This is a genomic window from Acidovorax sp. JHL-3 (assembly GCF_000526295.1).
Lineage (GTDB): Bacteria > Pseudomonadota > Gammaproteobacteria > Burkholderiales > Burkholderiaceae_C > Acidovorax > Acidovorax defluvii.
On sequence record NZ_JAFU01000001.1, the window covers coordinates 1,045,935 to 1,069,274 of the forward strand.

At 63.3% G+C, this 23,340-nt stretch carries 24 protein-coding genes; 11 read left to right on the forward strand and 13 right to left on the reverse strand.

Translation table 11 applies throughout. The features are described from left to right. From K226_RS0104780 to K226_RS0104790, 3 genes are all read right to left on the reverse strand, one after another. On the reverse strand, positions 1-525 hold the full coding sequence (locus K226_RS0104780) for a sigma-70 family RNA polymerase sigma factor (protein WP_024813729.1): 525 nt from the start codon (positions 523-525) through the stop codon (positions 1-3). Positions 526-561: 36 nt separating this feature from the next. Continuing rightward, on the reverse strand, positions 562-939 hold the full coding sequence (locus K226_RS0104785) for a lipoprotein (protein WP_024813730.1): 378 nt from the start codon (positions 937-939) through the stop codon (positions 562-564). A 103-nt stretch (positions 940-1,042) separates the two neighbouring features. Then, complete coding sequence (locus K226_RS0104790; RefSeq protein WP_024813731.1) at positions 1,043-1,846, reverse strand: exodeoxyribonuclease III; 804 nt, start codon at positions 1,844-1,846, stop codon at positions 1,043-1,045. A gap of 9 nt (positions 1,847-1,855) precedes the next feature. On the opposite strand from K226_RS0104790, the gene pyrE reads away from it, so the two are divergent. Together pyrE and K226_RS0104800 are read left to right on the forward strand one after the other, a co-directional pair. After that, on the forward strand, positions 1,856-2,563 hold the full coding sequence (pyrE, locus tag K226_RS0104795; RefSeq protein WP_024813732.1) for an orotate phosphoribosyltransferase: 708 nt from the start codon (positions 1,856-1,858) through the stop codon (positions 2,561-2,563). A 17-nt stretch (positions 2,564-2,580) separates the two neighbouring features. After that, entirely contained in the window at positions 2,581-3,246 is a 666-nt protein-coding gene (locus K226_RS0104800) for a hypothetical protein (RefSeq protein WP_051463514.1), read from the forward strand. Positions 3,247-3,404: 158 nt separating this feature from the next. On the opposite strand, the gene gatB is transcribed toward K226_RS0104800, so the two are convergent. From gatB to gatC, 3 genes are read right to left on the reverse strand one after another with little or no spacing between them, the layout of a single operon-like run. Then, positions 3,405-4,865: an Asp-tRNA(Asn)/Glu-tRNA(Gln) amidotransferase subunit GatB gene (gatB, locus tag K226_RS0104805; protein WP_024813734.1), complete on the reverse strand. Its 1,461-nt coding sequence runs from the start codon at positions 4,863-4,865 to the stop codon at positions 3,405-3,407. 1 nt (position 4,866) lies between these two features. Beyond that, a complete protein-coding gene (gene gatA / locus K226_RS0104810; protein WP_024813735.1) occupies positions 4,867-6,369 on the reverse strand; it encodes an Asp-tRNA(Asn)/Glu-tRNA(Gln) amidotransferase subunit GatA in 1,503 nt (500 codons plus the stop codon). Between the two features lie 7 nt (positions 6,370-6,376). Further along, positions 6,377-6,676, reverse strand: coding sequence for an Asp-tRNA(Asn)/Glu-tRNA(Gln) amidotransferase subunit GatC (gene gatC / locus K226_RS0104815; RefSeq protein ID WP_024813736.1), 300 nt, complete (start codon positions 6,674-6,676; stop codon positions 6,377-6,379). Between the two features lie 216 nt (positions 6,677-6,892). Here gatC and K226_RS0104820 point away from each other — a divergent pair, with 216 nt between their 5' ends. The 4 genes from K226_RS0104820 to mrdA all read left to right on the forward strand — a co-directional run bounded on the left by K226_RS0104820 (position 6,893) and on the right by mrdA (position 11,588). Beyond that, on the forward strand, positions 6,893-7,936 hold the full coding sequence (locus K226_RS0104820; protein ID WP_024813737.1) for a rod shape-determining protein: 1,044 nt from the start codon (positions 6,893-6,895) through the stop codon (positions 7,934-7,936). 134 nt (positions 7,937-8,070) lie between these two features. Further along, the gene (gene mreC, locus K226_RS0104825; RefSeq protein WP_024813738.1) at positions 8,071-8,991 is read left to right on the forward strand and encodes a rod shape-determining protein MreC; all 921 of its coding nucleotides are present in this window, start codon (positions 8,071-8,073) and stop codon (positions 8,989-8,991) included. A 37-nt stretch (positions 8,992-9,028) separates the two neighbouring features. Beyond that, a complete protein-coding gene (gene mreD / locus K226_RS0104830) occupies positions 9,029-9,547 on the forward strand; it encodes a rod shape-determining protein MreD (RefSeq protein ID WP_024813739.1) in 519 nt (172 codons plus the stop codon). Positions 9,548-9,647: 100 nt separating this feature from the next. After that, positions 9,648-11,588 (forward strand): penicillin-binding protein 2, encoded by a 1,941-nt coding sequence (mrdA, locus tag K226_RS0104835; RefSeq protein WP_024813740.1) that lies wholly within the window; start codon positions 9,648-9,650, stop codon positions 11,586-11,588. 87 nt (positions 11,589-11,675) lie between these two features. Here mrdA and K226_RS0104840 read toward each other — a convergent pair whose 3' ends face one another. The 6 genes from K226_RS0104840 to K226_RS0104860 form a co-directional block, all read right to left on the reverse strand. Further along, positions 11,676-12,569, reverse strand: coding sequence for a DMT family transporter (locus tag K226_RS0104840; protein WP_024813741.1), 894 nt, complete (start codon positions 12,567-12,569; stop codon positions 11,676-11,678). Next, positions 12,559-12,765 carry a hypothetical protein gene (locus K226_RS19995; protein ID WP_162150975.1) on the reverse strand — a complete coding sequence of 69 codons (207 nt, stop codon included), beginning with the start codon at positions 12,763-12,765 and terminating at the stop codon, positions 12,559-12,561. The genes K226_RS0104840 and K226_RS19995 overlap by 11 nt, the downstream gene beginning before the upstream one ends. Before the next feature lie 92 nt (positions 12,766-12,857). Beyond that, on the reverse strand, positions 12,858-13,601 hold the full coding sequence (locus tag K226_RS0104845) for an amino acid ABC transporter ATP-binding protein (RefSeq protein WP_024813742.1): 744 nt from the start codon (positions 13,599-13,601) through the stop codon (positions 12,858-12,860). Continuing rightward, complete coding sequence (locus tag K226_RS0104850) at positions 13,598-14,380, reverse strand: amino acid ABC transporter permease (protein WP_024813743.1); 783 nt, start codon at positions 14,378-14,380, stop codon at positions 13,598-13,600. Before K226_RS0104850 ends, K226_RS0104845 begins: the two co-directional genes overlap by 4 nt. 28 nt (positions 14,381-14,408) lie before the next feature. Continuing rightward, entirely contained in the window at positions 14,409-15,170 is a 762-nt protein-coding gene (locus K226_RS0104855) for an ABC transporter substrate-binding protein (protein WP_024813744.1), read from the reverse strand. Between the two features lie 207 nt (positions 15,171-15,377). Beyond that, complete coding sequence (locus K226_RS0104860; protein ID WP_024813745.1) at positions 15,378-16,136, reverse strand: TSUP family transporter; 759 nt, start codon at positions 16,134-16,136, stop codon at positions 15,378-15,380. A 362-nt stretch (positions 16,137-16,498) separates the two neighbouring features. Here K226_RS0104860 and K226_RS0104865 point away from each other — a divergent pair, with 362 nt between their 5' ends. Both K226_RS0104865 and K226_RS0104870 read left to right on the forward strand, forming a co-directional pair. Continuing rightward, complete coding sequence (locus K226_RS0104865; RefSeq protein ID WP_024813746.1) at positions 16,499-17,890, forward strand: ammonium transporter; 1,392 nt, start codon at positions 16,499-16,501, stop codon at positions 17,888-17,890. Between the two features lie 11 nt (positions 17,891-17,901). Then, positions 17,902-18,219, forward strand: a complete 318-nt coding sequence (locus K226_RS0104870) for a hypothetical protein (protein WP_024813747.1) — start codon at positions 17,902-17,904, stop codon at positions 18,217-18,219. A gap of 69 nt (positions 18,220-18,288) precedes the next feature. Here the strand turns inward: K226_RS0104870 and K226_RS0104875 are convergent, their stop codons facing one another. Beyond that, positions 18,289-19,974 (reverse strand): GMC family oxidoreductase, encoded by a 1,686-nt coding sequence (locus K226_RS0104875; RefSeq protein WP_024813748.1) that lies wholly within the window; start codon positions 19,972-19,974, stop codon positions 18,289-18,291. A 271-nt stretch (positions 19,975-20,245) separates the two neighbouring features. On the opposite strand from K226_RS0104875, the gene K226_RS0104880 reads away from it, so the two are divergent. The 3 genes from K226_RS0104880 (at position 20,246) to K226_RS0104890 (ending at position 23,338) form a co-directional block, all read left to right on the forward strand. Beyond that, entirely contained in the window at positions 20,246-21,367 is a 1,122-nt protein-coding gene (locus tag K226_RS0104880) for an ABC transporter permease (protein WP_024813749.1), read from the forward strand. 154 nt (positions 21,368-21,521) lie between these two features. Continuing rightward, the gene (locus K226_RS0104885) at positions 21,522-22,361 is read left to right on the forward strand and encodes an ABC transporter ATP-binding protein (protein WP_024813750.1); all 840 of its coding nucleotides are present in this window, start codon (positions 21,522-21,524) and stop codon (positions 22,359-22,361) included. Next, on the forward strand, positions 22,361-23,338 hold the full coding sequence (locus K226_RS0104890; protein ID WP_024813751.1) for an MlaD family protein: 978 nt from the start codon (positions 22,361-22,363) through the stop codon (positions 23,336-23,338). The genes K226_RS0104885 and K226_RS0104890 overlap by 1 nt, the downstream gene beginning before the upstream one ends. Positions 23,339-23,340: the final 2 nt, after the last annotated feature.

Below are 23,340 nucleotides of genomic sequence, written 5' to 3' on the forward strand. Positions count from 1 at the left end.
TCACTTGATCCTGCGCAGGGGCGCGGCAACTTGGGCTGATGGCGCGCGGCCTTGCAGTTCCTGTCGCAGCTTGTCACGGCCGCGCGCCAGGCGGGACATCACCGTGCCGATGGGCACGCCGAGCACTGCGGCGGCTTCTGCGTAGCTTAGTTCTTCGACTGCGATGAGCAGCATCACCTCGCGTTGCTCCACAGGCAACCGCTGCAGGACACGGTCCAGATCGCGGACCTCGATGCCGTCGGACTGGCTGGCTCGTTGTGGGATTTCGGGCAGGTCGTCGCCCGCGCTGTCCTCGGGTCGGCTGCTCCTGGCGCGTACACCGTCGATGAAGTGGTTGTGCATGATGCCGAACATCCAGGCGCGGATGTCGCCGCGTTTCTGCCAAAGCGAGAACCGGCTCCACGCTCGCTCCAGCGTGTCCTGCACTAGGTCGTCGGCCCGAGCGGTATCTGCCACCAGCCCTCGCGCGTAACGGCGCAGGCTGGGAATGCAGGCGACGATCGAGGCTTCGTCCTGTGTGCGCATGGGATGAAGCGTCGTGCTCTCTGCGGTTCTGGTCGATCAGGGCTTGATGACGTGCCAGACGTTCTTGAAGTTGTCGCCGGTCATGTCGCCGGCCTTCATGTCGGACTTGTACAGGTACACCGGCTTGCCCTTGTAGGCCCATTGCTTGGTGCCGTCGTCGCGCGCGACGATGGTCATGTCGCCTTCAGGCTTCGCGTCCGCTTCTGCCATCAACGGCGGCCACAGTCCGGCGCACGGGCCGTTGCAGGCACTCTTGCCGCTGCCCGCCGTGTCGTTGTCGAAGGTGTAGAGCGTCATTCCGCTGGTGTTGACCAGCATGCCGCCGGCCGTCTTCACGGGAGCGGCCGCCTGGGCGAGGCCGGCGGATGCGGCGGCGATGGCGAGAACGAGGGTCGAGACGAGGTGCTTGTTCATGGGAGTCCTTTGAAGGAAGAGTGGAGAAGACACTGCATAGACGCACGGCGGTGGCTGTCTATTCCACTGAGTTTCAAAGTTTTTCGGTGAGTCGAGCGACCTGTCAGAGATCGAAGTCGTAGTCCACCGTGATCGGCGCGTGATCCGAAAACCTCACCGTCTTGTAGATGGAGACTTCGCGCGCCAGCGCCGCCATGCCGGCTGTCGCCAAGTGATAGTCCAGGCGCCATCCTACGTTGTTGGCATAGGCCTGGCCGCGGTTGCTCCACCAGGTGTAGGCGGTGTCGGTTGCGGTCGGTTGTAACTGACGGTAAACGTCTACCAGCCCGCCATCGGGGTCAGTTGTGTGTAACAACTTTGTCATCCAGGCGCGTTCTTCGGGCAGGAAACCGCTGTTTTTCTGGTTGCTGCGCCAGTTCTTCAGGTCAATCTGCTGGTGCGCGATGTTGATGTCGCCGCACAGGATGAACTCCCGTGCACCCTTGGTGGCCATGAGGTGCGGGTGGAAGGTGTCCAGAAAGCGGAACTTGGCCTGCTGGCGCTCTTCGCCCGAAGATCCGCTGGGGAAATAGGCGCTGATGATGGACAGCTTGCGCGCGGGTGTGTCAAAGCGCAGTTCGATGGTGCGGCCCTCGGCATCGAACTCGGGCGAGCCGTAGCCGGTGATGATGTCGCTGGGCTCATGGCGCGTGTAGATGCCGACACCCGAGTAGCCTTTTTTCTCGGCGAAATGGAAATGCCCCTGCATTCCGGCAAGCTGCTCGAAGCGCGTGGCGATGTCGGCCGCCTGGGCCTTCACCTCCTGCACGCAAATACAATCCGGCCGCGTGGCTTCGATCCAGCGTTCAACGCCCTTGGTGGTGGCCGATCGGATGCCGTTGAGATTGAGGCTGGTTAACTTGAACAAGGAATTCCCATGGTGAATGTTGGCGCGCACACCCCTGAGCAGGGCCGTCTGGCGCAGGATTTTGTCCGTTTTGCTGTCGAGGCGGGCGTGCTGCGGTTTGGGGAGTTCAAGACCAAGGCGGGGCGTCTGAGTCCTTACTTCTTCAACGCGGGCCTCTTCGACGACGGGGACAAGCTGGGCCGTCTTGCAGAATTTTATGCAAAAGCGCTGCTGGCCAGTGGTATCGAGTTCGACATGGTGTTTGGCCCGGCCTACAAGGGCATTCCCCTGGCTGCCACGGTGGCCGTGGAACTGGCGCGGCAGGGGCGCAATGTGCCTTTTGCCTACAACCGCAAAGAGGCCAAGGACCATGGCGAAGGCGGCACGCTGGTGGGGGCGCCGCTCAAGGGCCGGGTGTTGATCATTGACGACGTGATGTCGGCCGGCACTGCTGCACGCGAGTCGATTGCCATCATCCGCGCGGCCGGCGCCGTGCCACATGCCGTCGCTATAGCGCTGGACCGTCAGGAAAAAGCCACCGAGAATGGCCAGGACGTCGAGCACAGTGCCGTGCAGTATGTGCGCCAGCAACTGGGCATGCAGGTGTGTGCCATTGCAACGCTGGCAGACTTATTGCTGTATCTCTCCCAAAAGGGCGGGGTGGAGATGAGCGCACACCACGAACGGGTACTGGCCTATCGCCAGCGGTATGGAGTCAACGAAGGGTCATCCAGTTGAGCAAATGGGCGTGGATCATGGGAGTGGGGGCAATTGCCAGCCTGGTGGGGCCTTGCGCGTGGGCGCAGCAGTCCAACACTGGCAGCATCTACACCTGTGTCGATCGCCAGGGGCGGCGCCTGACGGCCGACCGTCCCATTGCTGAATGCCTGGACCGCGAACAGCGGGAACTGGGCCCCACGGGCACCGTGCGCCGCCAGATTGGCCCCTCGCTCACCGAACAGGAGCGCGCGGCGCTGGAAGTGCAGCGCCGCAAGGAGGCCGAAGAGCGTACGCGCCAGCAAGAAGAGCGCCGCCGTGAGCGGGTGCTTACGGCACGCTATCCAGACAAGGCGGCCCACGATGTAGAGCGCGCCGCCGCCATCCAGCTGCTGGACGACGTCACCGCCATTGCCGAAAAGCGCATGGCAGAACTGCAGCAGCAGCGCAAGGCGCTGGATACGGAGATGGAGTTTTACTTGCGGGATCCTGCCAAGGCCCCCATGGCGCTGCGCCGCAAGATCGCCGAAAACGAGGACGGCATGGCTGAGCAACAGCGCTTCGTGGCGAATCAGGATCTGGAAAAGCGCCGCATCCACCAGCGGTTTGACGCCGAGCTGGCGCAACTGCGCAGGCTGTGGGCGACGCAGATGGCGCCCGCCGCACCCGCCTCCGAGGTATTGCTGCCAGCCGCAGCGCGCTGAAAGGCGGCACCCGCAGGCTTGTGTACCCCCTGCTTTGCCTGCCCTGTTGATCTGGCCCGATATCGATTGAACCGCTCGCCCTGGGCTCGTCGAAGGGTTTCGACGAGCCTGGCCTGAACGGCACTGGGGCTCTCAAAAAGCCGTATCCAACGTGGAAACTAAGCGGCAAGCCGTGCCCGCAGCAAATCGTTGACCTGCTGCGGATTGGCTTTGCCCTTGCTGGCCTTCATGATCTGGCCCACCAGCGCATTGAACGCCTTGTCCTTGCCCGCACGGAACTGCGCCACGTTGTCTGCGTTGGCGGCAATGACCTCGTCGACAATTTTCTCCAGCGCGCCGGTGTCGTTCATCTGCTTGAGGCCCTTGGACTCGATGATGGCGTCCACATCGGCAGATTCGCAGGCCCACAACACGTCGAACACCTGCCTGGCGGCGTTATTGGAAATCGTGCCATCGGCGATCCGGCCGATCAGCGCGGCCAGTTGTACTGCCGTGACGGGGGCTTTCTCGATGCCGATTTCGCCCGTGTTCAGGCGCCGTGACACCTCGCCCATGATCCAGTTGCTGGCCAGCTTCGCCTGCCCGCAGGCCTTGGCCACCGCCTCAAAATAGCCCGCCATGGCCTTGCTTTGTGTGAGCGTGGTGGCGTCGTATTCAGGCAGGCCATAGTCCGCGACAAAGCGCGCGGCCATGGTGCGGGGCAATTCGGCCATCAACTCCCTTTGTTCCTGCACCCACTGCTCTGAAATGTGCAGCGGTGGCAGATCGGGGTCGGGGAAGTAGCGGTAATCCGCCGCATCTTCCTTGGTGCGCATGGCGCGTGTTTCGCCCGTGTCGGGGTCGAACAACACGGTGGCCTGCTGGATCGCGTGGCCGTCCTCGATTTGCTCGATTTGCCAGCGGATCTCGTAGTCGATGGCCTGCTGCATGAACTTGAACGAGTTCAGGTTCTTGATCTCGCGGCGCGTGCCTAAAGCGGCACCGGGCTTGCGCACCGACACGTTGGCGTCGCAGCGGAAGCTGCCTTCCTGCATGTTGCCGTCGCAGATGCCGATCCAGGTGACGATCTTGTGCAGCTCCTTGGCGTAGGCCACGGCTTCGTCGGACGAGCGCATGTCGGGCTCCGTCACGATTTCCAGCAGCGGCGTGCCTGCGCGGTTCAGGTCGATGCCGCTTTGGCCCCCACCTCCGAGTGCTGAGTCTTCATGCAGCGATTTGCCCGCATCTTCTTCGAGGTGGGCGCGCACCAGGCGCACGGTCTTCTTCTCGTCACCGAGAAAGAATTCGACCTCGCCGCCCTGCACGACCGGGATCTCAAACTGGCTGATCTGGTAGCCCTTGGGCAGATCAGGGTAGAAGTAGTTTTTTCGGGCAAAAATGCTCACTGGCGCAATATGGGAGCCGAGTGCCAGTCCCAATTTGATAGCACATGCCACCGCCTCGCGGTTCATTACGGGCAGGGTGCCGGGCAGGGCCAGGTCCACGGCGCAGGCCTGGGTGTTGGGCTCGGCGCCGAAGGCCGTGGGTGCGCGGCTGAAAATCTTGCTCTGCGTGGCGAGCTGGGTGTGGGTTTCAAAGCCGATGACGACTTCGTAGCCGTGGATCAATTTGCTGGTCATGTCACAGACCTCCGGGTTGGCGGAGGTGGAAATCGGTGGCCTGTTGCAGGCGGTGGGCGGCGTTCAGCAGGCGGGCTTCCGCAAAGTAGTTCCCGATAAGCTGCAGGCCAACGGGCATGCCACCCTCGCCAAAACCGGCTGGCACGCTCATGCCGGGCAGGCCAGCCAACGAGGCGGGCAGTGTGAAGATGTCTGCCAGGTAGTCTGCCAGCGGATTGTTGCCATGCTCACCCAGTTTCCAGGCCACGGTGGGCGCTACCGGGCCGGCAATCAGGTCGCATTCCTTGAAGGCGTTCTGGAAGTCGTCAGCGATCATGCGCCGGATTTTCTGCGCCTGCAGGTAGTAAGCGTCGTAGTAGCCATGCGAAAGCACGTAGGTGCCGATCATGATGCGGCGTTTGACCTCGTCGCCAAAGCCTTCTGCGCGGGTCTTCTTGTACATGTCCACCAGGTCGGTGTAGTCCTTGGCCCGGTGGCCGAACTTCACGCCGTCAAAGCGCGAGAGGTTGGACGAGGCCTCGGCCGGGGCAATGATGTAGTACACCGGGATGGATAGCTCGGTACGGGGCAGGCTGATGGGTACCAGCGTGGCGCCGAGTTTTTCGTATTCCTTCAGTGCGGCATTCACGGCGGCGCGCACATCGGGCGCCAGGCCTTCGCCAAAAAACTCGGCAGGTATGCCGATGCGCAGACCTTCAAGAGAGTCGTTCAGCGAACGGCTGTAGTCTTCGGCGGGCACATCGAGCGACGTGGAATCGCGGTCCAGGTCGGGGCCACACATCGCGGACAGCAGCAGGGCGCAGTCTTCGGCGCTGCGGGCCATGGGGCCGGCCTGGTCGAGGCTGGAGGCGAAGGCGATCATGCCGTAGCGGCTGGCGCGGCCGTAGGTGGGCTTGATGCCGGTGATGCCGCAAAACGATGCGGGCTGGCGGATCGAGCCGCCGGTGTCGGTGCCCGTCACCGCCGGGGCCAGGCGCGCAGCCACGGCGACGGCGCTGCCGCCCGACGAGCCGCCGGGGATGCGGCTGGTGTCCCAGGGATTGCGGACCGGCGCGGGGGCCTCGAAGCCCACCGGGGCAACGGCCGAATTTTCGTTGGCCGAGCCCATCGCGAACTCGTCGCAGTTGAGCTTGCCCAGCGTGAGGGCGCCGGCTTTGGCCAGCCGGGTGACCACGGTGGCGTCAAACGGTGACTGGTAACCCGCCAACATTCTGGAGCCAGCGGTGCTGGGGAAGTCGCGCGTGACGAAGATGTCCTTGTGCGCAATCGGCACGCCTTCCAGCGCGCCCGCCGTGCCAGCGGCAATGCGGGCATCAGCGGCTTGCGCTTGCGCCAGTGTGGCGTCTTCGTTCATGGCCACAAATGCGCCCAGGCGCTGGTGCACCTTGGCGCGGGCCAGGAAATGCTGGGCGGCTTCGGCGGCAGAAAATTGCTTGGCGCGCAGGCCTGCGGCCAGTTCTGAAACGCCCAGGTCGTGCAGGGCTTTGGTGGGGGAAGTGGTCATTCAGGTCTCACTCGATCACTTTGGGAACGAGGAACAGGCCGCGTTCGACCGCGGGTGCACTCTTTTGGTTGGCTTCGCGCTGGTTGGGCTCGCTGGCCACGTCCTCGCGCAGCCGCAGTGCCACGTCCTGGATGGTGGCGACAGGGTGCGCCAGGGGCGTGAGCCCCGATGTGTCCACAGCCCGCATCTTTTCCACAATGTCAAAGAAGCCGTTCAGCTGAGTCAGCATGCGCTCACTTTCGGAGGGGTTCAGTTCCAGCCGTGCCAGATTGGCGATGCGACCGATGTCCTGGGGTGTCAGTGCCATAAAGGAAAACTCGTGGGAAACCAGATGTAAACCTGTGATCCGGGTCAAACCGAAGAGAGTTATTCACAGGGGATGGGGTATTATCCCGGCTTTGCCGCAATACCCTCTTGACTGCCGGTCATTGTGCGAAAAAAGCGATATCTGACCCCCACCCACTCCCTGACACACCCGGCGACGGCAGGCCGAAGTGCATGCCGTGCCTGAGAGGATTTTTGAATGTTCGGAGCTTTCCGCCGGTATTTCTCCACCGACCTCGCCATTGACCTTGGCACAGCCAATACGCTGATTTTCGCCCGCGACAAAGGCATTGTGCTTGATGAGCCCTCCGTTGTTGCCATTCGCCACGAGGGTGGTCCCCATGGCAAGAAAGTGATTCAGGCCGTCGGTCGTGAGGCCAAGGCCATGCTGGGCAAGGTGCCTGGCAACATCGAAGCCATCCGGCCCATGAAAGACGGCGTGATTGCCGACTTCGTGATCACCGAGCAGATGATCAAGCAGTTCATCAAGATGGTGCACCCGCGCACGCTGTTCACCCCCAGCCCGCGCATCATCATCTGCGTGCCCTGCGGCTCCACCCAGGTCGAGCGTCGCGCCATCAAGGACGCGGCCGAGGCTGCAGGCGCTACGGCCGTCTACCTGATTGAAGAACCCATGGCCGCCGGCATCGGCGCAGGTTTGCCCGTGTCCGAAGCCAGCGGTTCCATGGTGGTGGACATCGGTGGCGGCACCACTGAAGTGGGCGTGATCTCGCTGGGCGGCATGGTCTACAAAGGCAGTGTGCGTGTAGGCGGCGACAAGTTCGACGAAGCCATCATTAGCTACATCCGCCGCAACTACGGCATGCTGATCGGCGAGCCCACCGCCGAAGCCATCAAGAAGAACATTGGTTCGGCCTTTCCTGGCTCCGAAGTGCGTGAAATGGAAGTGCGTGGCCGCAACCTCAGCGAAGGTGTGCCCCGCAGTTTCACCATTTCCAGCAACGAAGTGCTTGAGGCACTGACCGAGCCGCTCAACCAGATTGTTTCTGCCGTCAAGAACGCGCTGGAGCAGACCCCGCCTGAGCTGGGCGCCGACATCGCCGAGCGCGGCATGATGCTCACCGGCGGCGGCGCACTGCTGCGCGACCTGGATCGCCTGCTGGCCGAGGAAACCGGCCTGCCTGTGCTGGTAGCCGAAGACCCCCTGACCTGCGTGGTGCGAGGCTGCGGCATTGCGCTGGAGCGCATGGATCGCCTGGGCAGCATTTTTACCAGCGAGTAAGACGGAACACCTGTGTCTGCACAGGTCGCACACTGTTCTCCATTGCATGACTGACTGCGCTCGCACCCATGCCATATCGGCACGCATCCGCGGGTCGGCGGTCGTGCGGCCCCGTCTGACAACCACCATGTGCCATGCCGCTCGGAACACTTGAGCGCAGCGCGCCGCCAATGTTCAAACAAGGGCCATCCGCCCTTTCACGGCTGCTTCTCTACAGCGCGTTGGCGCTGTTTTTGATGGTGGCGGACGCGCGTTTTCAGATCACGGGCGCGCTGCGCCAGGTGGTGGCCGCTGTGCTTTACCCGGTGCAATGGGTGATGCTGCAGCCGGTCCAGTTCATTGCCCAGGGCAGCGGTTACTTTCAGTCCCTGCAGACGGCCCAGGATGACGCCGATGCGGCCCGCAAGCAGATGGCGTTGATGTCGCAGCGCTCCATGCAGACCGAGCAGTTGATGCAGGAAAATGCGCGCTTGCGTCAGCTGCTCGACCTGCGGGCCAGGCTGGAAACACCCGCCCAGGCAGCGCAGGTGCTGTATGACACCGCCGATCCCTATACGCGTCGTGTGGTGGTGGACCAGGGCCAGGTGGCAGGGGTCGAACTGGGCTCGCCAGTGCTCGACGAAAAGGGTGTGCTGGGCCAGGTCACACGCGTGCACCCGTTCGTGAGTGAGGTCACCTTGCTGATTGACCGCGATCAGGCCATCCCGGTGCTGAACCTTCGCACCGGTGTCCGCGGTGTCGCGTATGGCGATCCGGTGGCGGGCCATGGCGGCGGTATGGAACTGCGTTTCATGCCGTCGAGCGCCGACATTCAAGAGGGTGATCTGCTCACCACGAGCGGAGTGGACGGGTTATACCCCCCGGGTCTGCCCGTCGCCAAGGTGGTGCGTGTCGAGCGAAGGGCCGACTCGGCATTCGCACGTATCTATTGCGTGCCCATTGCCGAGGTGCAGGGGGCTCGCCATGTGATGCTGCTCAAACCAATGACAGAGCCTTTGTCGAAGCTGCCCGAGCCCGTGTCGCCGCCCCCTGGCAAGAAGGTAAATTCCAAGTGATGAATTGCAGGCCCGGCAGGTCCAAGGAACTCGCGCCATGATCATGCCGCGCGGGCAGCCTTTGCTGCTGCCAGTCAATCCCGTTTTTATTGTCGTCAGCCTGCTGGTGGGTTTGGCGATCAATTTTTTGCCGCTTGGGCGTGTGGTCTGGACACCCGACATCCTGATGCTGCTGCTGGCTTTCTGGGTCGTGCACCAGCCCCAGCGCATCGGCATGGGCATTGCATTCGTGCTGGGTCTTTGCATGGATGTGCACCAGTCGTCCTGGCTGGGCCAGCATGCCCTGGCCTACACGGTGCTGTCGTTTGGCGCGATGGCCATGCACCGCCGTCTGCTGTGGTTCAGCGTTCCGTCCCAGGCATTGCAGGTGTTTCCCCTGTTTTTGATGGCCCACGTGGTGGAGCTTTTGCTGCGCATGGTCGGTGGCGGGGTTTTCCCGGGATTCTGGGGGCTGATCGCGCCCGTGCTGGAGGCCTTGCTCTGGCCTCTGGCCAGCTGGGTGCTGTTGGCGCCGCAGCGCCGCCCGCCGGATCGTGACCAGAATCGACCCCTGTGAGGCCCTCCTTGAGCAAGACGACCTGCGTCCTGTCAAACGGTGAAGCATTGCGTGCCGCGGGGTGCGCGTTCGGTTCGTCGGCACGCAATGGGCGGATGGCATGACGGAATTGCGCAACGTCGATGCGGATGCCGCGCGGTTTCGTACGCGTGTGCTGGTGATTGGCGCGGTGGTTTTTCTGGCGTTCTGCCTGATCGTGGCACGTCTGCTTTTCTTGCAGGTGGTGAGGCACGAAGACCTTGCCGCGCAGGCCGAGAGCAACCGCACCGCGATCGTTCCCATCGTTCCCAACCGGGGCCTGATTCTGGACCGCAATGGTGTGGTGCTGGCCACCAACTATTCGGCGTACACCCTCGAAATCACACCTGCGCGGGCGGGTGTGCTGGACGACACCATCAATGCGCTGTCGAAGGTCGTGGAGATCCAGACCCGGGATCGCAGACGCTTCAAGCGATTGATGGAGGAGTCGCGCAATTTCGAGTCGCTGCCCATTCGCACCCGACTGACGGACGAAGAGGTGGCCCGCTTCGCGGCGCAGCGCTACCGGTTTCCTGGGGTGGACATCAAGGCGCGGCTCTTTCGCAACTATCCGCTGGGCGACGTGGCAAGCCATGCGATTGGCTACATCGGTCGCATCAACCAGGCGGAGAAAAGCCGGATACAGGACTCAGAAGACGAGGCCAACTACCGTGGCACCGAGCACATCGGCAAGCTGGGCATTGAGCAAAGCTACGAAGCGGCATTGCATGGCACTACGGGCGTGGAGCAGATGGAGACATCTGCGGGAGGCCGGGCCGTGCGCAAGCTGTCGAGCCGTGCGGCCACGCCGGGCGACAGCGTGATGCTGTCGATTGACATCAAGCTGCAGAAACTTGTCGAGGATCTGTATGGCACCCGCCGTGGCGCGCTGGTCGCCATCGACCCCCGCAACGGCGAGATCCTGGCACTGGTGAGCATGCCCAAGTTCGATCCCAACCTGTTTGTCGAGGGCATCGACGTAGAAAACTGGGCCGCGCTCAATGAATCCATCGACAAGCCCCTGCTGAACCGCGCCTTGCGGGGCACCTACCCGCCGGGTTCAACCTACAAACCCTTCATGGCTCTCGCCGCGCTGCAACTGGGCAAACGGTCGGCCAGTCTGGTGGTGAACGATCCGGGCTCATACACGTTTGGCGGCCACACCTTTCGCAGCCACGAAGGGGGTCTGGGTGGCGTGGACATGCACCGGGCCATCCAGTTTTCAAGCAATACCTATTTCTACTCGCTGGCGGTAGAGATGGGCGTCGATACCATTCACGATTTCATGAAGCCGCTGAGCTTTGGCCAGGCGACCGGTGTGGACCTCAATGGAGAGGTGCGCGGTACGCTGCCCAGCACCGAATGGAAGCGCAATGCCTACAAGCGCGCCGATATGAAGCGCTGGTTCCCGGGCGAGACCGTGTCGCTGGGCATCGGGCAGGGCTACAACAACTTCACCATGCTGCAGCTGGCTTCGGCGCAGGCCACCATGGTCAACGGTGGAACCCGCTATCGCCCGCACATGGCCAAGGCCGTGAAGAATTCGGTCACCGGGGCGATCACCGAGATACCCCAGCCACCGGGCGAAAACCTGGGCTATCTACCAAGAAACGTGGAAATCGTGCGCAATGCGATGGTGGCAGTGAACAAGGGGGGTACGGGCACCCGCGTGTTTGCCGGGGCGCCCTACACATCGGGGGGCAAGACCGGTACGGCACAGGCGGTGAGCCTGGGGCAAAACGTGCGCTACAACGCCAAGGCGCTGGAGGAGCACCAGCGCGACCATTCGCTCTTCACGGCGTTCGCTCCTGCCGAAGCCCCGACGATTGCGCTGGCACTGATCGTCGAGAACGCCGGCTTTGGCGCCGCGCACGCAGCTCCCATCGCGCGCAGGGTGTTTGACTACTGGTTGATGGGGGAGTATCCCAGCGAGGCCGACATTGCTGCCGTGCAGAAGGGGCAGGCTTCCGCCCCTATCGGCAAGCCGCGTGCTGCCGCTGATGTTCCGCTGTTGGCGCCATAGAATTGTCAATAATGATAGCTGGTTGCGCTTATTCCATAAGCCTTACAGCCGGATTTCTCTCAATATTCTGTTGCTGCGCAGGCTTGACTAGGCCGGGGTCCCCCTGGTCTGCGCAGGCGGCCGGAGCTGACTGAAAACCAGAGCCGCCACAATCATGGCCGCACCACTCAGTCCAGACCATCCTAGGCTTTCGCCCAGCAGCACCCAGGCGGTCAGGGCGGCGAAAACCGGTTCCAGCCCGAACACGATGGCACTGCGCATGGCATCCACGCGCTGCTGGCCCCAGGCCTGCAGCGTCACCACCACCACGCTGGCCACAAAGCCCAGGTAAACCAGCGCCAGCCAGCTCGGCGTCTGCAGGCTGCCCAGCGATTGCACCCAGTTCATGCTGCCATCGCGTGTCAGCAGCAGTACGGTGGCGGCCACGCACATCACGGTTGCCTGAGCCGCTGCCATGCGCGTGGCACGCAGGGGGTGTGCGGATGTGCGGCGTGAGCACTCTTCCAGTACCAGGATATAGATGGCATAGAACACCGTGCTGGCCAGCGTGAGCGAATCGCCCAGATTCCAGGGATCGTTCTCGTGGAACATCAAGGCCATGCCTGCGAACGCCATGGCGCAGGCCGCCCAAAGGCGCCAGCCATATCGGCGCCCGAGGACTGCCATGGCGATCAACGGCACCACGAGCACATTGAGCCCGGTGACAAACGCGTTGCGGTTGCTGCTGGTGCGCGCAAGGCCTTCAATCTGGAGCCAGAACGCCACAAACAGCAGCAGCCCCAGTGCGCAACCCCACAGGCGTTCCTTGGGCCGCATGCCCACCCACAGCGGGGCCAGCACCAGAAGTGCCAGGGCAAAGCGCAGCCAGATGATCTGCAGGGCATCGAGGTGCGCCGACAGCAACTTCATGGCAGGGAAGGTGGTTCCCCACACTGCGGTGACGACCAACAGGGCCCAAAGGCCAAAACGTTCAGAACGCATAAAAAATGGAATGGTGCCCGGCACGCGCACCGGTGAGTGTCCTGGGTTGGAAGTTCGTTGAAGAAGCAAAGATGTCGAAATCGTCGTCAGGCAAGGTGCAAACCGCAGCGATACCCGCAGCTACCGCGAGGATGTGCAACGCAGCATGGCGACGATTCCCGGCATCTTTATGAAGCGAACGTTCAATTCGGGACACCAGGCCAATGCGCTGAGGATCCAGGAGCGGCAAAGAAACGAGGCCCGCGCGGCGGGGCGTTTTGCGGGCAGTTCTGGCTGGGCGTGGGAGGCTCAAGCACCCATCCGGCCAATGAAGGCGCGGATACGGTCATTGCCCGGGTTGTTGAAGAACTCCGCGGGGGGCGCGTCGTGGGCAATGCGGCCCTTGTCGAAAAACAGCACCCGGTCTGCCACCTCGCGCGCAAAACCCATCTCATGGGTCACCACGATCATGGTCATGCCGCCACGCGCCAATTCGCGCATCACATCCAGCACCTCCTGCACCATCTCGGGGTCCAGGGCCGAGGTGGGCTCATCAAACAGCATCACCTTGGGCGCCATGGCCAGGGCGCGGGCAATGGCCACGCGCTGCTGCTGCCCACCGGACAGTTGCCAAGGGTACTTGTGTGCATGGTCCTGCATGCCAACACGGCGCAGCAGCGTCATTGCCTGCTCGTTGGCCTGGGCTCTCGAGAGATGGCGCAGGCGCCTTGGGGCCAGCGCCACATTGTCGAGTGCGCTCATGTGGCCAAACAGGTTGAACTGCTGGAACACCATGCCCACTTCGCAGCGCTGCTGCTGCAGGGTGCGGGGATCGTCCGTGACGGGCACGCCACCGATGCGGATGGTGCCGCTGTCATGCGGTTCCAGCCGGTTGATGGCACGCAGCAGGGTGCTTTTGCCCGAGCCAGATGCACCAATGATGACCGTGACCTCACCAGTGTTGAAATGCGTGGACACCTCTTTCAGCACCTGGTTCGTGCCAAAAGTCTTGCAGACATTCTCTGCCACGATGTACGGCGTCGTGGCGGTCATTGGATGCGTCCTTCCACATCAAACCGGTGTTCGATGGCGTTGGATAGCTGGGTCACCAGCGTGGTCAGCAGCAGGTAAGTCAGGGCTACCGTGGTCAAGGTGGCAATGGGTTGAAACGTTGCCGACTGGATGCGGTTGCCCACATTGGTGAGTTCCACCACGCCAATGGCATAGGCCAGTGAAGAATCCTTGAGCAGCGCCACGAAATTGCTGACCAGGGGCGGCAGCGATATCTTGAAAGCCTGCGGGAACACCACATCGAAAAACACATGGCCCCGGCCAAGGCCCAGCGCACGCGCGGCTTCGGTCTGGCCCCGGGGCACCGCCAGCAGGCCCGCGCGGATAGCCTCGGCGTTGTAGGCGCCCACGTTCAGGCCCAGCGCCACCACGGCGGCGGCAAAGTCAGGCAGATTCAGGCCCGGCACCAGCACCGGAAGCGCGAAGTAAACAAACAGGATCTGGACCAGCAGCGGTGTTCCGCGAATCGCCCAGATATAAAAACCCGACAGCCAGCGCAAGCCGATCCAGCGGGCGGTGCGCGCCAGCGCCGCAGCGGTGCCCAGGATCAGGCCCACCGTGCCGCTGATCAGCGTGAGCCACAGTGTGGTGCGTGCGCCATCGGAAAACGCCTGTGCGTTGGAGCCAATGGGTTCGGGGAACAGGGAGAGTATCTGGCCGAGAAGGGCCAGCATGACCACCATGAGGACCAGAGCCGCAACCAGCGTAGCGTTGCTGCGCTGCTGGCGGCTCCAGTGGCGCGGCCAAAGGGCAATGAGCATGGATCAGAGAGGGCCGGAGCCCCCGTTCTCAGTTACAGCGTACGTCTTCGTTGAAGTACTTCTTGGACACGGCGGCGTAGCTGCCATCGGCCATGGTTTCGGCCAGGGCCTTGGACCATGCGTCTGCCAGGGGCTGGTTGCCCTTGGTAACTGCTGAGGCGATGCGCTCGATGAACACCATTTCACCCAGCTTGAGGCCCGCAGTGGGGTTCTTGGCCACCACTTCCTTGGCCACGAAACGGTCGGTCACCCAGGCGTCCACCCGGCGCGAGGTGAGCGCGCTGCGTGCATCCACATCGGTGGGGAAGTTCTTCATTTCCTTGATCGTTGTGACCTTTTGGACGTTTTCCAGATAGCTGGTGCCGGTCTGCACTGCAACGGTCTTGCCGGCCAGGTCCTTGGCACTGCGGATGGCAGGGTCCATGGCGATCACCATGCCGCCAGAGCAGTAGTGCGGAGCGGTGAACGTTACGGCCTTGGCGCGTTCTTCGGTCACGCCGTGCGATGCAATCACCAGATCCCAGCGGTCCTGCTTCAGGCCGGTCAGCAGGGCGTCAAAACCGATGGTTTTCCATTCAATTTTCAGGCCCATCTTTTTGGCGGCGAGTTCTGCCACTTCCACCTCGAAACCCGTCAGGGTGGTGCCCTTGAAGTAGTTGAAGGGCGCAAACTGTCCTTCGGTGGCCACAATGATCTTGCCACTCTTCTTGATGTCATCGAGGGAGCGGGCCTGTATGGAAAAAGCAGCACACAGTGCCAGGGTAGATGCGATGACCTTGAAGAATTTCATGGAGGAATCCTGTCGTGGGGTGGTGCAGATACAAAAAATCCGGCTTGCGGGTCACGCAACCGGAGCCAAGGAAATGATAGTACCCAAAGATGGTGGGCGTCACAAATCTGCCGCAATTATAAATGGCGCCCAGTCCACAACGCCTATAGCGGACAACCCTGCCCCCCGGCCGCGGCGCAGTGGACGCTGTGTGTGGCCGGTGGGGTTTCAGCGCAGGAAGGCGTCGTAGCCCGTCTTGAGAATCAAAGTGCTTACGACCACGATGAAAATGCCGCGCACAAAGCCGGTGCCGTGTTTGAGCGCCATGTGCGTGCCCAGCAGGCTTCCCACGATGTTCGCCACCGCCAGCGTCACGGCGAAGTGCCACCACACATGGCCTTTGGCGGCAAAGAGCGCAATGGCCGCGATGTTGGTGGCGCAATTGAGCAGCTTGGCCGACGCTGATGCGTTGAGAAAGTCATAGCCCAGCAGGCGCACGAACAGAAAAACAAAGAAGCTGCCGGTACCGGGGCCGAAGAAACCGTCATAAAAACCGATGAGCGTACCGATCAGGCTGGCGATCAGCACTTCGGCCCGCCCCTCATGGCGGGGCTTGTGGTGTCGTCCCAACTCTTTTTTTGCGAGTGTGTAGACCAGCACGCCCAGCAAGACGAGTGGCAGCAGCTTGCGCAGAAAATCTGCCGACACCACCGTGACAGCCCACGCGCCGGCGAATGCGCCCATGAATCCGGCCGCTGCAGCAGGCAGCATGGCAGACCAGCGTATCTGCACACGCCGACCGTATTGCCAGGTGGCCATGGCCGTTCCCCATACCGCTGCGGCCTTGTTGGTGCCCAGCAGCGTGGCCGGTGGCGCGCCCGGAAAAGCCGCAAACAGCGCTGGAACCATAACCAGCCCCCCACCGCCCACGATCGCGTCCACAAAACCTGCGAGCAGCGAGGCCAGGGTAATAAAAATCCATTCCATCCCAGGATTTTCGCACCGTGAGTGCTATCAATTTCGTGATTGCTTGCCCCGTGGTTCCGGTGCTGCGCACAGAAAATGGGCAAGAAAAAAGCGCTGGGATCGCCAGCGCTTATAAAAGGATGCACCTCGTTGGGTGCTTTAAATTTGGTTATTGGTAGAAAAGATGTCTCCTCGGGCCCCTCGCTTGGCACACCGGAGCGCGCTTTCGAGTGGGGCAACTGTAATGGCTGCACTTCGATGGTGCATTGGGAGTTTCCCGCACCCCTTTGCAGCGATTCAGAAGCGCTTTTGCCTTGAAAAGAGGCCGCCGGCTGGCATGGCTCGTGCAATGCGTTCGTAACAATTTGCGAAAGGGAATCTCTATGCGGGCATTCATGCAGCGGTTGATGGTGATATTGGCGCTGGGTCTGGGGTTGTGCATCAGTGCAATGGCGCAAACGGGGCCATTGACCGCGCCACCTAACGCGACACAGGCAGCACAGGTGGGCGTGGCTGATGTTGCGAAGCCACCAACGCGCCCCGCGCTGGTCGACCACAACACCGTGAGTGCGGCACACACTGGCTGGATGATGACTTCCACCGTCTTGGTGCTGCTCATGACGCTTCCGGGCATTGCACTTTTTTATGCCGGCATGGTGCGCCGCAAGAACGTGCTCAACACCATGGCCAGCGTGGTTGCCATTGCGGCACTGGTCAGCCTGTTGTGGTTTGCGGCGGGGTATTCGCTGGCATTTACGCCGGGCAGCGCCTGGCTCGGCGGTTTTGACCGCATGGGATTCACGGGACTCGATTTCCAGCTGGCACAAGGACGGCTGGCTGTGAGTCATGTAGCTCCGCATATCCCTGAGTCGGTGTACGCCATGTTTCAGCTCACGTTTGCCATCATTACCGCAGCGTTGCTGGTGGGCGCGTTGGTCGAGCGCATGCGGTTTTCTGCCATGTTGATCTTTGTCGGTCTTTGGAGCTTGCTGGTCTATGCCCCCGTGGCGCATTGGGTGTGGGAGCCCGGCGGCTGGCTGGCCCAGATGGGTGCGCTGGATTTTGCTGGCGGCTCGGTGGTGCATGTGAACGCGGGCATTGCAGGGCTGGTGTGCGCCTGGTTCCTCGGCCGCCGCACGGGCTATGGCCGAGAGCCTTTCGAGCCTTACAACCTGGGGCTCACCATGGCGGGCGCGGGCATGTTGTGGGTGGGCTGGTTTGGCTTCAACGCGGGCTCTGCCGTGGCGGCGGACGGGCGTGCCGGCTTGGCGATGGCCGTCACCCACCTGGCAGCGGCGGCGGGTGCCTTGTCGTGGATGCTGGGCGAATGGGTGGTGCGGGGGCGGCCATCCCTGCTGGGTCTTTGCTCGGGCCTGGTGGCGGGATTGGTGGCCATCACGCCCGCTGCAGGCTTTGTCACGCTGCGCTCTGCGGTGGTGATCGGCCTGGTCGCAGGCCTTGCGTGTTACTGGGGCGCAACCGGGCTCAAGCGCCTCCTCCGTGCCGATGATTCGCTGGATGTATTTGGTGTGCACGGAATTGGCGGCATCGTGGGCTCGTTACTGACGGGCGTGCTGGCCAGCGAAACCGTGGGGGGCGTGCAAGCCAGCCTGTTCACCCAGGCCATTGGTGTAGGCGCGGTGATGGCCTACAGCCTGGTGGTGACGGCCGCGCTGCTGTGGGTCATCAACTTTGCGATGGGCCTGCGTGTGGATGCTCAGAGCGAGCAGACCGGGCTGGACATCGCACAGCACCGCGAGCGCCTGGCGGGTTGAAGGGTTGTGCCATGTCTGAAGCCGACAAGCTTGCCATTGCTGCCCACCTGCATGTGCTGCTGCGCCGCAAGACGGGGCGCGTGACCGACACCGAGTGGATGGCGGTCAATGCCGCATATGCCCTGGAGATCGTGCGCTTTGCCCGCCAGCGTGCACAGGAAGACGGCGAGCCCGAATTGGCCGAGTGGGCTGCACGCCTGGACCACGCCATCCATGCCGCCCCACCCGGCGCGGAGCGCCGCCCGTTACTGGACGTGGCCACGCAGGCAGTGCGCCAGCGCATCGCGCCGTCGCCCGAGGTGCCGCGGTATGTGGGTGGAATCCGCTGAAACCGCGGGTGTTCAGGGTCTCACTGCCAGCGGCTGTGTATGCATGAGGCCGCAGGAACCGGGAGATTCTCAGTGTCCGCAGGCCGCCTTGCGTGCCTGCAGGATCCACTCGGAGGCCTTTTCGGCCAGCATCAGCGTGGGCGAATTGGTGTTGCCGCTGGTGATGGTGGGCATGGCGCCCGCATCCACCACGCGCAGGCTGTCAATGCCGCGCACACGCAGCTGTGAGTCCAGCACCGCCATCGGGTCGCCATCGCGCCCCATCTTGGTCGTGCCCACGGGATGGAAGATGGTGGTGGCAATGTCGCCCGCCAGCCGAGCCAAGTCTTCGTCGCTCTCAAACTGTACGCCGGGCTTCCATTCTTCAGGCTGGTATTTGGCCAGCGCGGGCTGGGTCACGATGCGGCGTGTGACGCGCAGGCTGTCGGCGGCCACCTGGCGGTCTTCAGGCGTGCTCAGGTAGTTGGGTGCGATGGCCGGTGCGGCCTTGAAATCTGCGTTCTTGACCTGCACAGTGCCCCGGCTCGTGGGGTTGAGGTTGCACACGCTCGCCGTGAAGGCCGGAAAGCTGTGCAGCGGCTCGCCAAAGGCATCGAGCGACAGCGGTTGCACGTGGTATTCGATGTTGGGCCAGGGCTGGTCGGGGCTGCTGCGCGTGAAGGCGCCCAGCTGCGAGGGCGCCATACTCATGGGTCCGCTGCGCTTGAGGGCGTATTCCAGTCCGATCTTGGCCTTGCCCCACAGCGAGTTGGCCATGGTGTTGAGTGTCTCCACGCCCTGCACCTTGAACACGGTGCGGATCTGCAGGTGGTCTTGCAGGTTTGCGCCCACGCCGGGCAGGTCGTGCACCACGTCAATGCCATGCTGGCGCAGTAGCGCTGCGGGGCCGATGCCCGACAGCTGCAGCAATTGGGGCGAATTGACCGCGCCGGCGCTCAGGACGACCTCGTGCGTGGCGCGGGCTGTGACCATCTCATGGCCGTCCCACACCTGCACGCCGGTGCAGCGGCGGCTACCGTCCGGCTGCGTCTCGATCAGGAGTTTGGCCGCCTGGGCGGCGGTCCACATCTCGAAGTTGGGGCGTCCGTAGCAGGTGGGGCGCAAAAAGGCCTTGGCGGTGTTCCAGCGCCAGCCATTTTTCTGGTTGACCTCGAAGTAGCCCACGCCCTCGTTGTTGCCACCGTTGAAATCCTCGGTGGCCGGAATCCCCGCCTGCTGCGCAGCCTGGGCAAAGGCATCGAGCACATCCCAGCGCAGGCGCTGCTTTTCCACACGCCATTCGCCCGTGCCGCCGGTGCTCTTGCTACCGTGCAGGCGCTTGAAATTCTCGTTCACACCGTCAGGCTGGTCCAGACGCCAGTGGTCCTCGTGCCGGCGGAAATAGGGTAGGGTGTTGTCCCAGCGCCAGCTGTCGTCGCCCGTCAGTTGGGCCCACTGGTCGTAGTCGCGGGCTTGACCGCGCATGTAGATCATGCCGTTGATGCTGCTGCAGCCGCCCAGTGTTTTGCCGCGGGGGTAGCGCAGTGTGCGGCCGTTCAGGCCGGCGTCGGGCTCGGTGTTGTAAAGCCAGTCGGTGCGTGGATTTCCAATGCAGTAGAGATAGCCAACGGGAATATGAATCCAGTGGTAGTCGTCCTTGCGGCCGGCCTCGATCAGCAGCACGCGGCTGCGGCCGTCGGCACTCAGGCGGTTGCAAAGCAGGGCGCCGGCCGTGCCGCCGCCGATGATGATGTAGTCAAACGTGGTGTCACTCATGGGATGAAAGCGGACTGCGGCGCTGCGCGAAACAAGAAAAGGGTCTGCGCACCATTGTGCGGCGGGCAATCCGTCTGTCGAGGGGGCAAACGCCAGTTGCTACGCAATTTGTAGCTAATAGTGCTTTATGGTATTGCGCCGGAGGCTATTTTGATAATAATTGCACGCACAGTGCTCGCGGCTGTGCTTGTGCTTGGCGCATGGTCCGGGCCCAGGCCGTTTGCGCTGCTTTTGCTTTTTTCCAACCATGGTGGCTTGCGCCGCCCCATCCATGAGCGATCTTTCGCCTCGCATCGTCTTTGCCGAATCACCCGAAGGGCCCCAGGCGCAATTGCTGGGCCGCTGGGGTGCGGCCGAGCTGGGCCACCGTGAGCACTGGCACGCGCTGGCGGCACAGTTGCGCAAGCAACCGGTGCCTCCGGGAGGATGGGACCTGCGCAGCCTGCAGTGGCTGGACCATGTGGGCGCGCAGTTGCTCTGGAAGCATTGGGGCCAGAAGTGGCCGCAGCATTTGCAGCTGACCGACCCCCAGCGCGCCATGCTGGAGCGTGTGGCAAGCCTCACCGTAGTGCCGCCGCCCGCAGAACCCTGGCGCCTGTCCGAGCAGATGGACCACCTGGGTGTGCTGGTGCTGCATGGTGCGGACCACGCCAGGCACATGGTGCAGCTGGTGGGGCAGCTGATGCTTGACCTCGTACGGCTGGCGCGTGCGCCGGGGCGCGGGCCCTGGCGTGATGTGTCGGGCCATGTGTACCGCATGGGTGCCACGGCGCTGCCCATCACGGCGCTGGTGGGGTTTCTCATTGGCGTGGTGCTGGCCTACCTGATGAGTCTGCAGCTGCGCCAGTTCGGGGCCGAGTCATTCATCGTCAATATTCTGGGCATTTCGTTGATTCGCGAGCTGGGCCCCATGCTGGCGGCCATTCTGGTGGCGGGGCGGTCGGGCTCGTCCATCACGGCCCAGATCGGTGTGATGCGGGTCACCGAAGAGCTCGATGCCATGCGCGTGATGGGCATTCCCCATGGCTTTCGCCTGGTGCTGCCGCGCACGCTGGCGCTGGCGCTGGCCATGCCCCTCATCAGCGTGTGGACCACGCTGGCGGCACTGGCTGGCGGCATGCTGGCGGCCGATGTGGCCATGGACATTTCGCCGGCGTACTTTGTCGAGGCGCTGCCCTCGGCGGTGAAGATTGGCAACCTCGGGCTGGCGATGTCCAAATCGGTGGTGTTTGGCGCCCTGATCGCCCTGATTGGCTGCCACTGGGGGCTGCGCGTCAAACCCAATACGCAGAGCCTGGGCGAGGGCACGACGGCCTCGGTCGTGACGTCCATCACCATGGTGATCATCGTGGATGCGCTGTTTGCCGTGGCATTCAAGAACATCGGAATATGAGGAAGCATCCCCCTGATGCGCTTCGCGCCTTCCCCCTTCTCTCGCAAAACGTTGTTTTGCGGGAAGGTGAACGCGGCCAGCTCGGCGGGGCGGCCCTTGAGCGGCGGCCGCTGGCTTCGCGCGCGCCAGTTTCAAATTCAAAGAGAGGGTGCCCATGACGGAGCGCACCGCCAAACCCGGGCACATCGCCGTCGCGCCTGGCGAGCCGCCCGTTGTGGACGTGCAAGGGCTGTGGACCACGTTCGGCAAGGGCAACGAGGCCTTTTCGGTGCACCAGGACCTGCAGCTGTCGGTGCAACGCGGCGAGATATTGGCGCTGGTGGGGGGCTCGGGCACCGGCAAGACCGTGCTGCTGCGCCAGATGTTGGGCCTGGCCTGGCCGACGCGCGGTAGCGTCACGGTGCTGGGCCAGCCGGCCTCGGAAATGGGGCGCGAAGGCGCTGCCAGCCGTGTGGGCATGCTGTTCCAGCACGGCGCCCTGTTTTCGGCCTTCAACGTGCTCGACAACGTGGCGTTTGCCCTGCGTGAGCAAGGCACGTTGCCGGCCGATGTGGTGCGTGATGCGGCGCTGGTCAAACTGCAGATGGTGGGCCTCAAGCCCGAGCACGCCACCCGCATGCCCGCCGACCTGTCGGGCGGCATGGTCAAGCGCGTGGCGCTGGCGCGGGCGCTCATCATGGACCCCCCGTTGCTGCTGCTCGATGAGCCCACGGCGGGGCTTGACCCCAGCAGTGCAGACGATTTTGTGGCCCTGCTGCGCGAGCTGCATGCAGCGCTGGGCCTGACCGTCGTGATGGTCACGCACGACCTCGATACCCTGTTTGCGCTGAGCACCCGGGTGGCTGTGCTGGCAGACAAGAAAGTGATCGTCACCGGCACGCCCCATGAAGTGACGCGCTACCCTCATCCGTTCATAGAACACTTTTTTCTGGGTGAACGCGGCCAGCGCGCCATGGCGCCAGTGCATAACGCGGTTACCGCCAAGGAATCCTGATGGAAAACAAATCCCACGCCCTTGCAGCCGGCATCTTCGTGCTGGCGGTGGCCGCCATGCTGGCGGGTCTGGCGATCTGGCTCACCCGCGACAACACCAGTTACCAGCACTACGAGCTGACCAGCAAGGACGGCGTTACCGGCCTGCAGCCACAGGCCGCCGTGCGCTACAAGGGTGTAGCCGTTGGCAAGGTCACGCGCATTGGTTTTGACCCCCAGATTCCGGGCAACGTGCTGATCCGCATCGCCGTCAACGACCAGGCCCCCATTACCCCTGGCACCTTCGCCGTGCTGGGCTACCAGGGAGTCACCGGGCTGGCCCATGTGCAGCTGGACGATGAGGGGGTGGCGCAGCCAGCCGTGCCCCCCGGCCCCAGTGGCCTGCCGCGGCTGCCGCTGCGCAGCTCGCCGCTGTCGCGCCTGGCGGACCAAGGCCCCGCCATCCTGGGCCAGGTGGAAGAAGCCACGCACCGCATCAACACGCTGCTGGGCGATGACAACCAGAAACGGTTCAGTGCGGCACTCGACAGCATGGGGCAGGCGGCCAGCAGCGTGGCGACCCTCACCCAGCGGCTGGACACCACCGTGAAAGAGCGCCTGGACCCCACCCTGGCGGCCCTGCCGCCCCTGGTAGGCGACGCGCGCCGGACCCTCAAGGCGCTCGAACAGGCGGGGTCGCAGGTGTCCACGCTGGCCATCGACATCGGTCAGACCAACAAACGCCTGGGCGCTGAAGGCGGTGCCCTCGACCAGATCACCCAGGGCACCCAGTCACTGGCGCGCGCCGCAGACCAGTTTGGCAGCGTTACCCTGCCGCGCCTGAACCGCGCCGCAGACGACACCTCGCGTGCTGCGCGCCAGTTTGGGCGCACGGCCGGGGGCATCAACGAAAACCCGCAGCTCTTCATCTATGGTGCAGGCCGTGCCGGCGCCGGCCCGGGAGAGCCCGGTTTTGAGGCCCCCAAGGTTCAACCCTGATC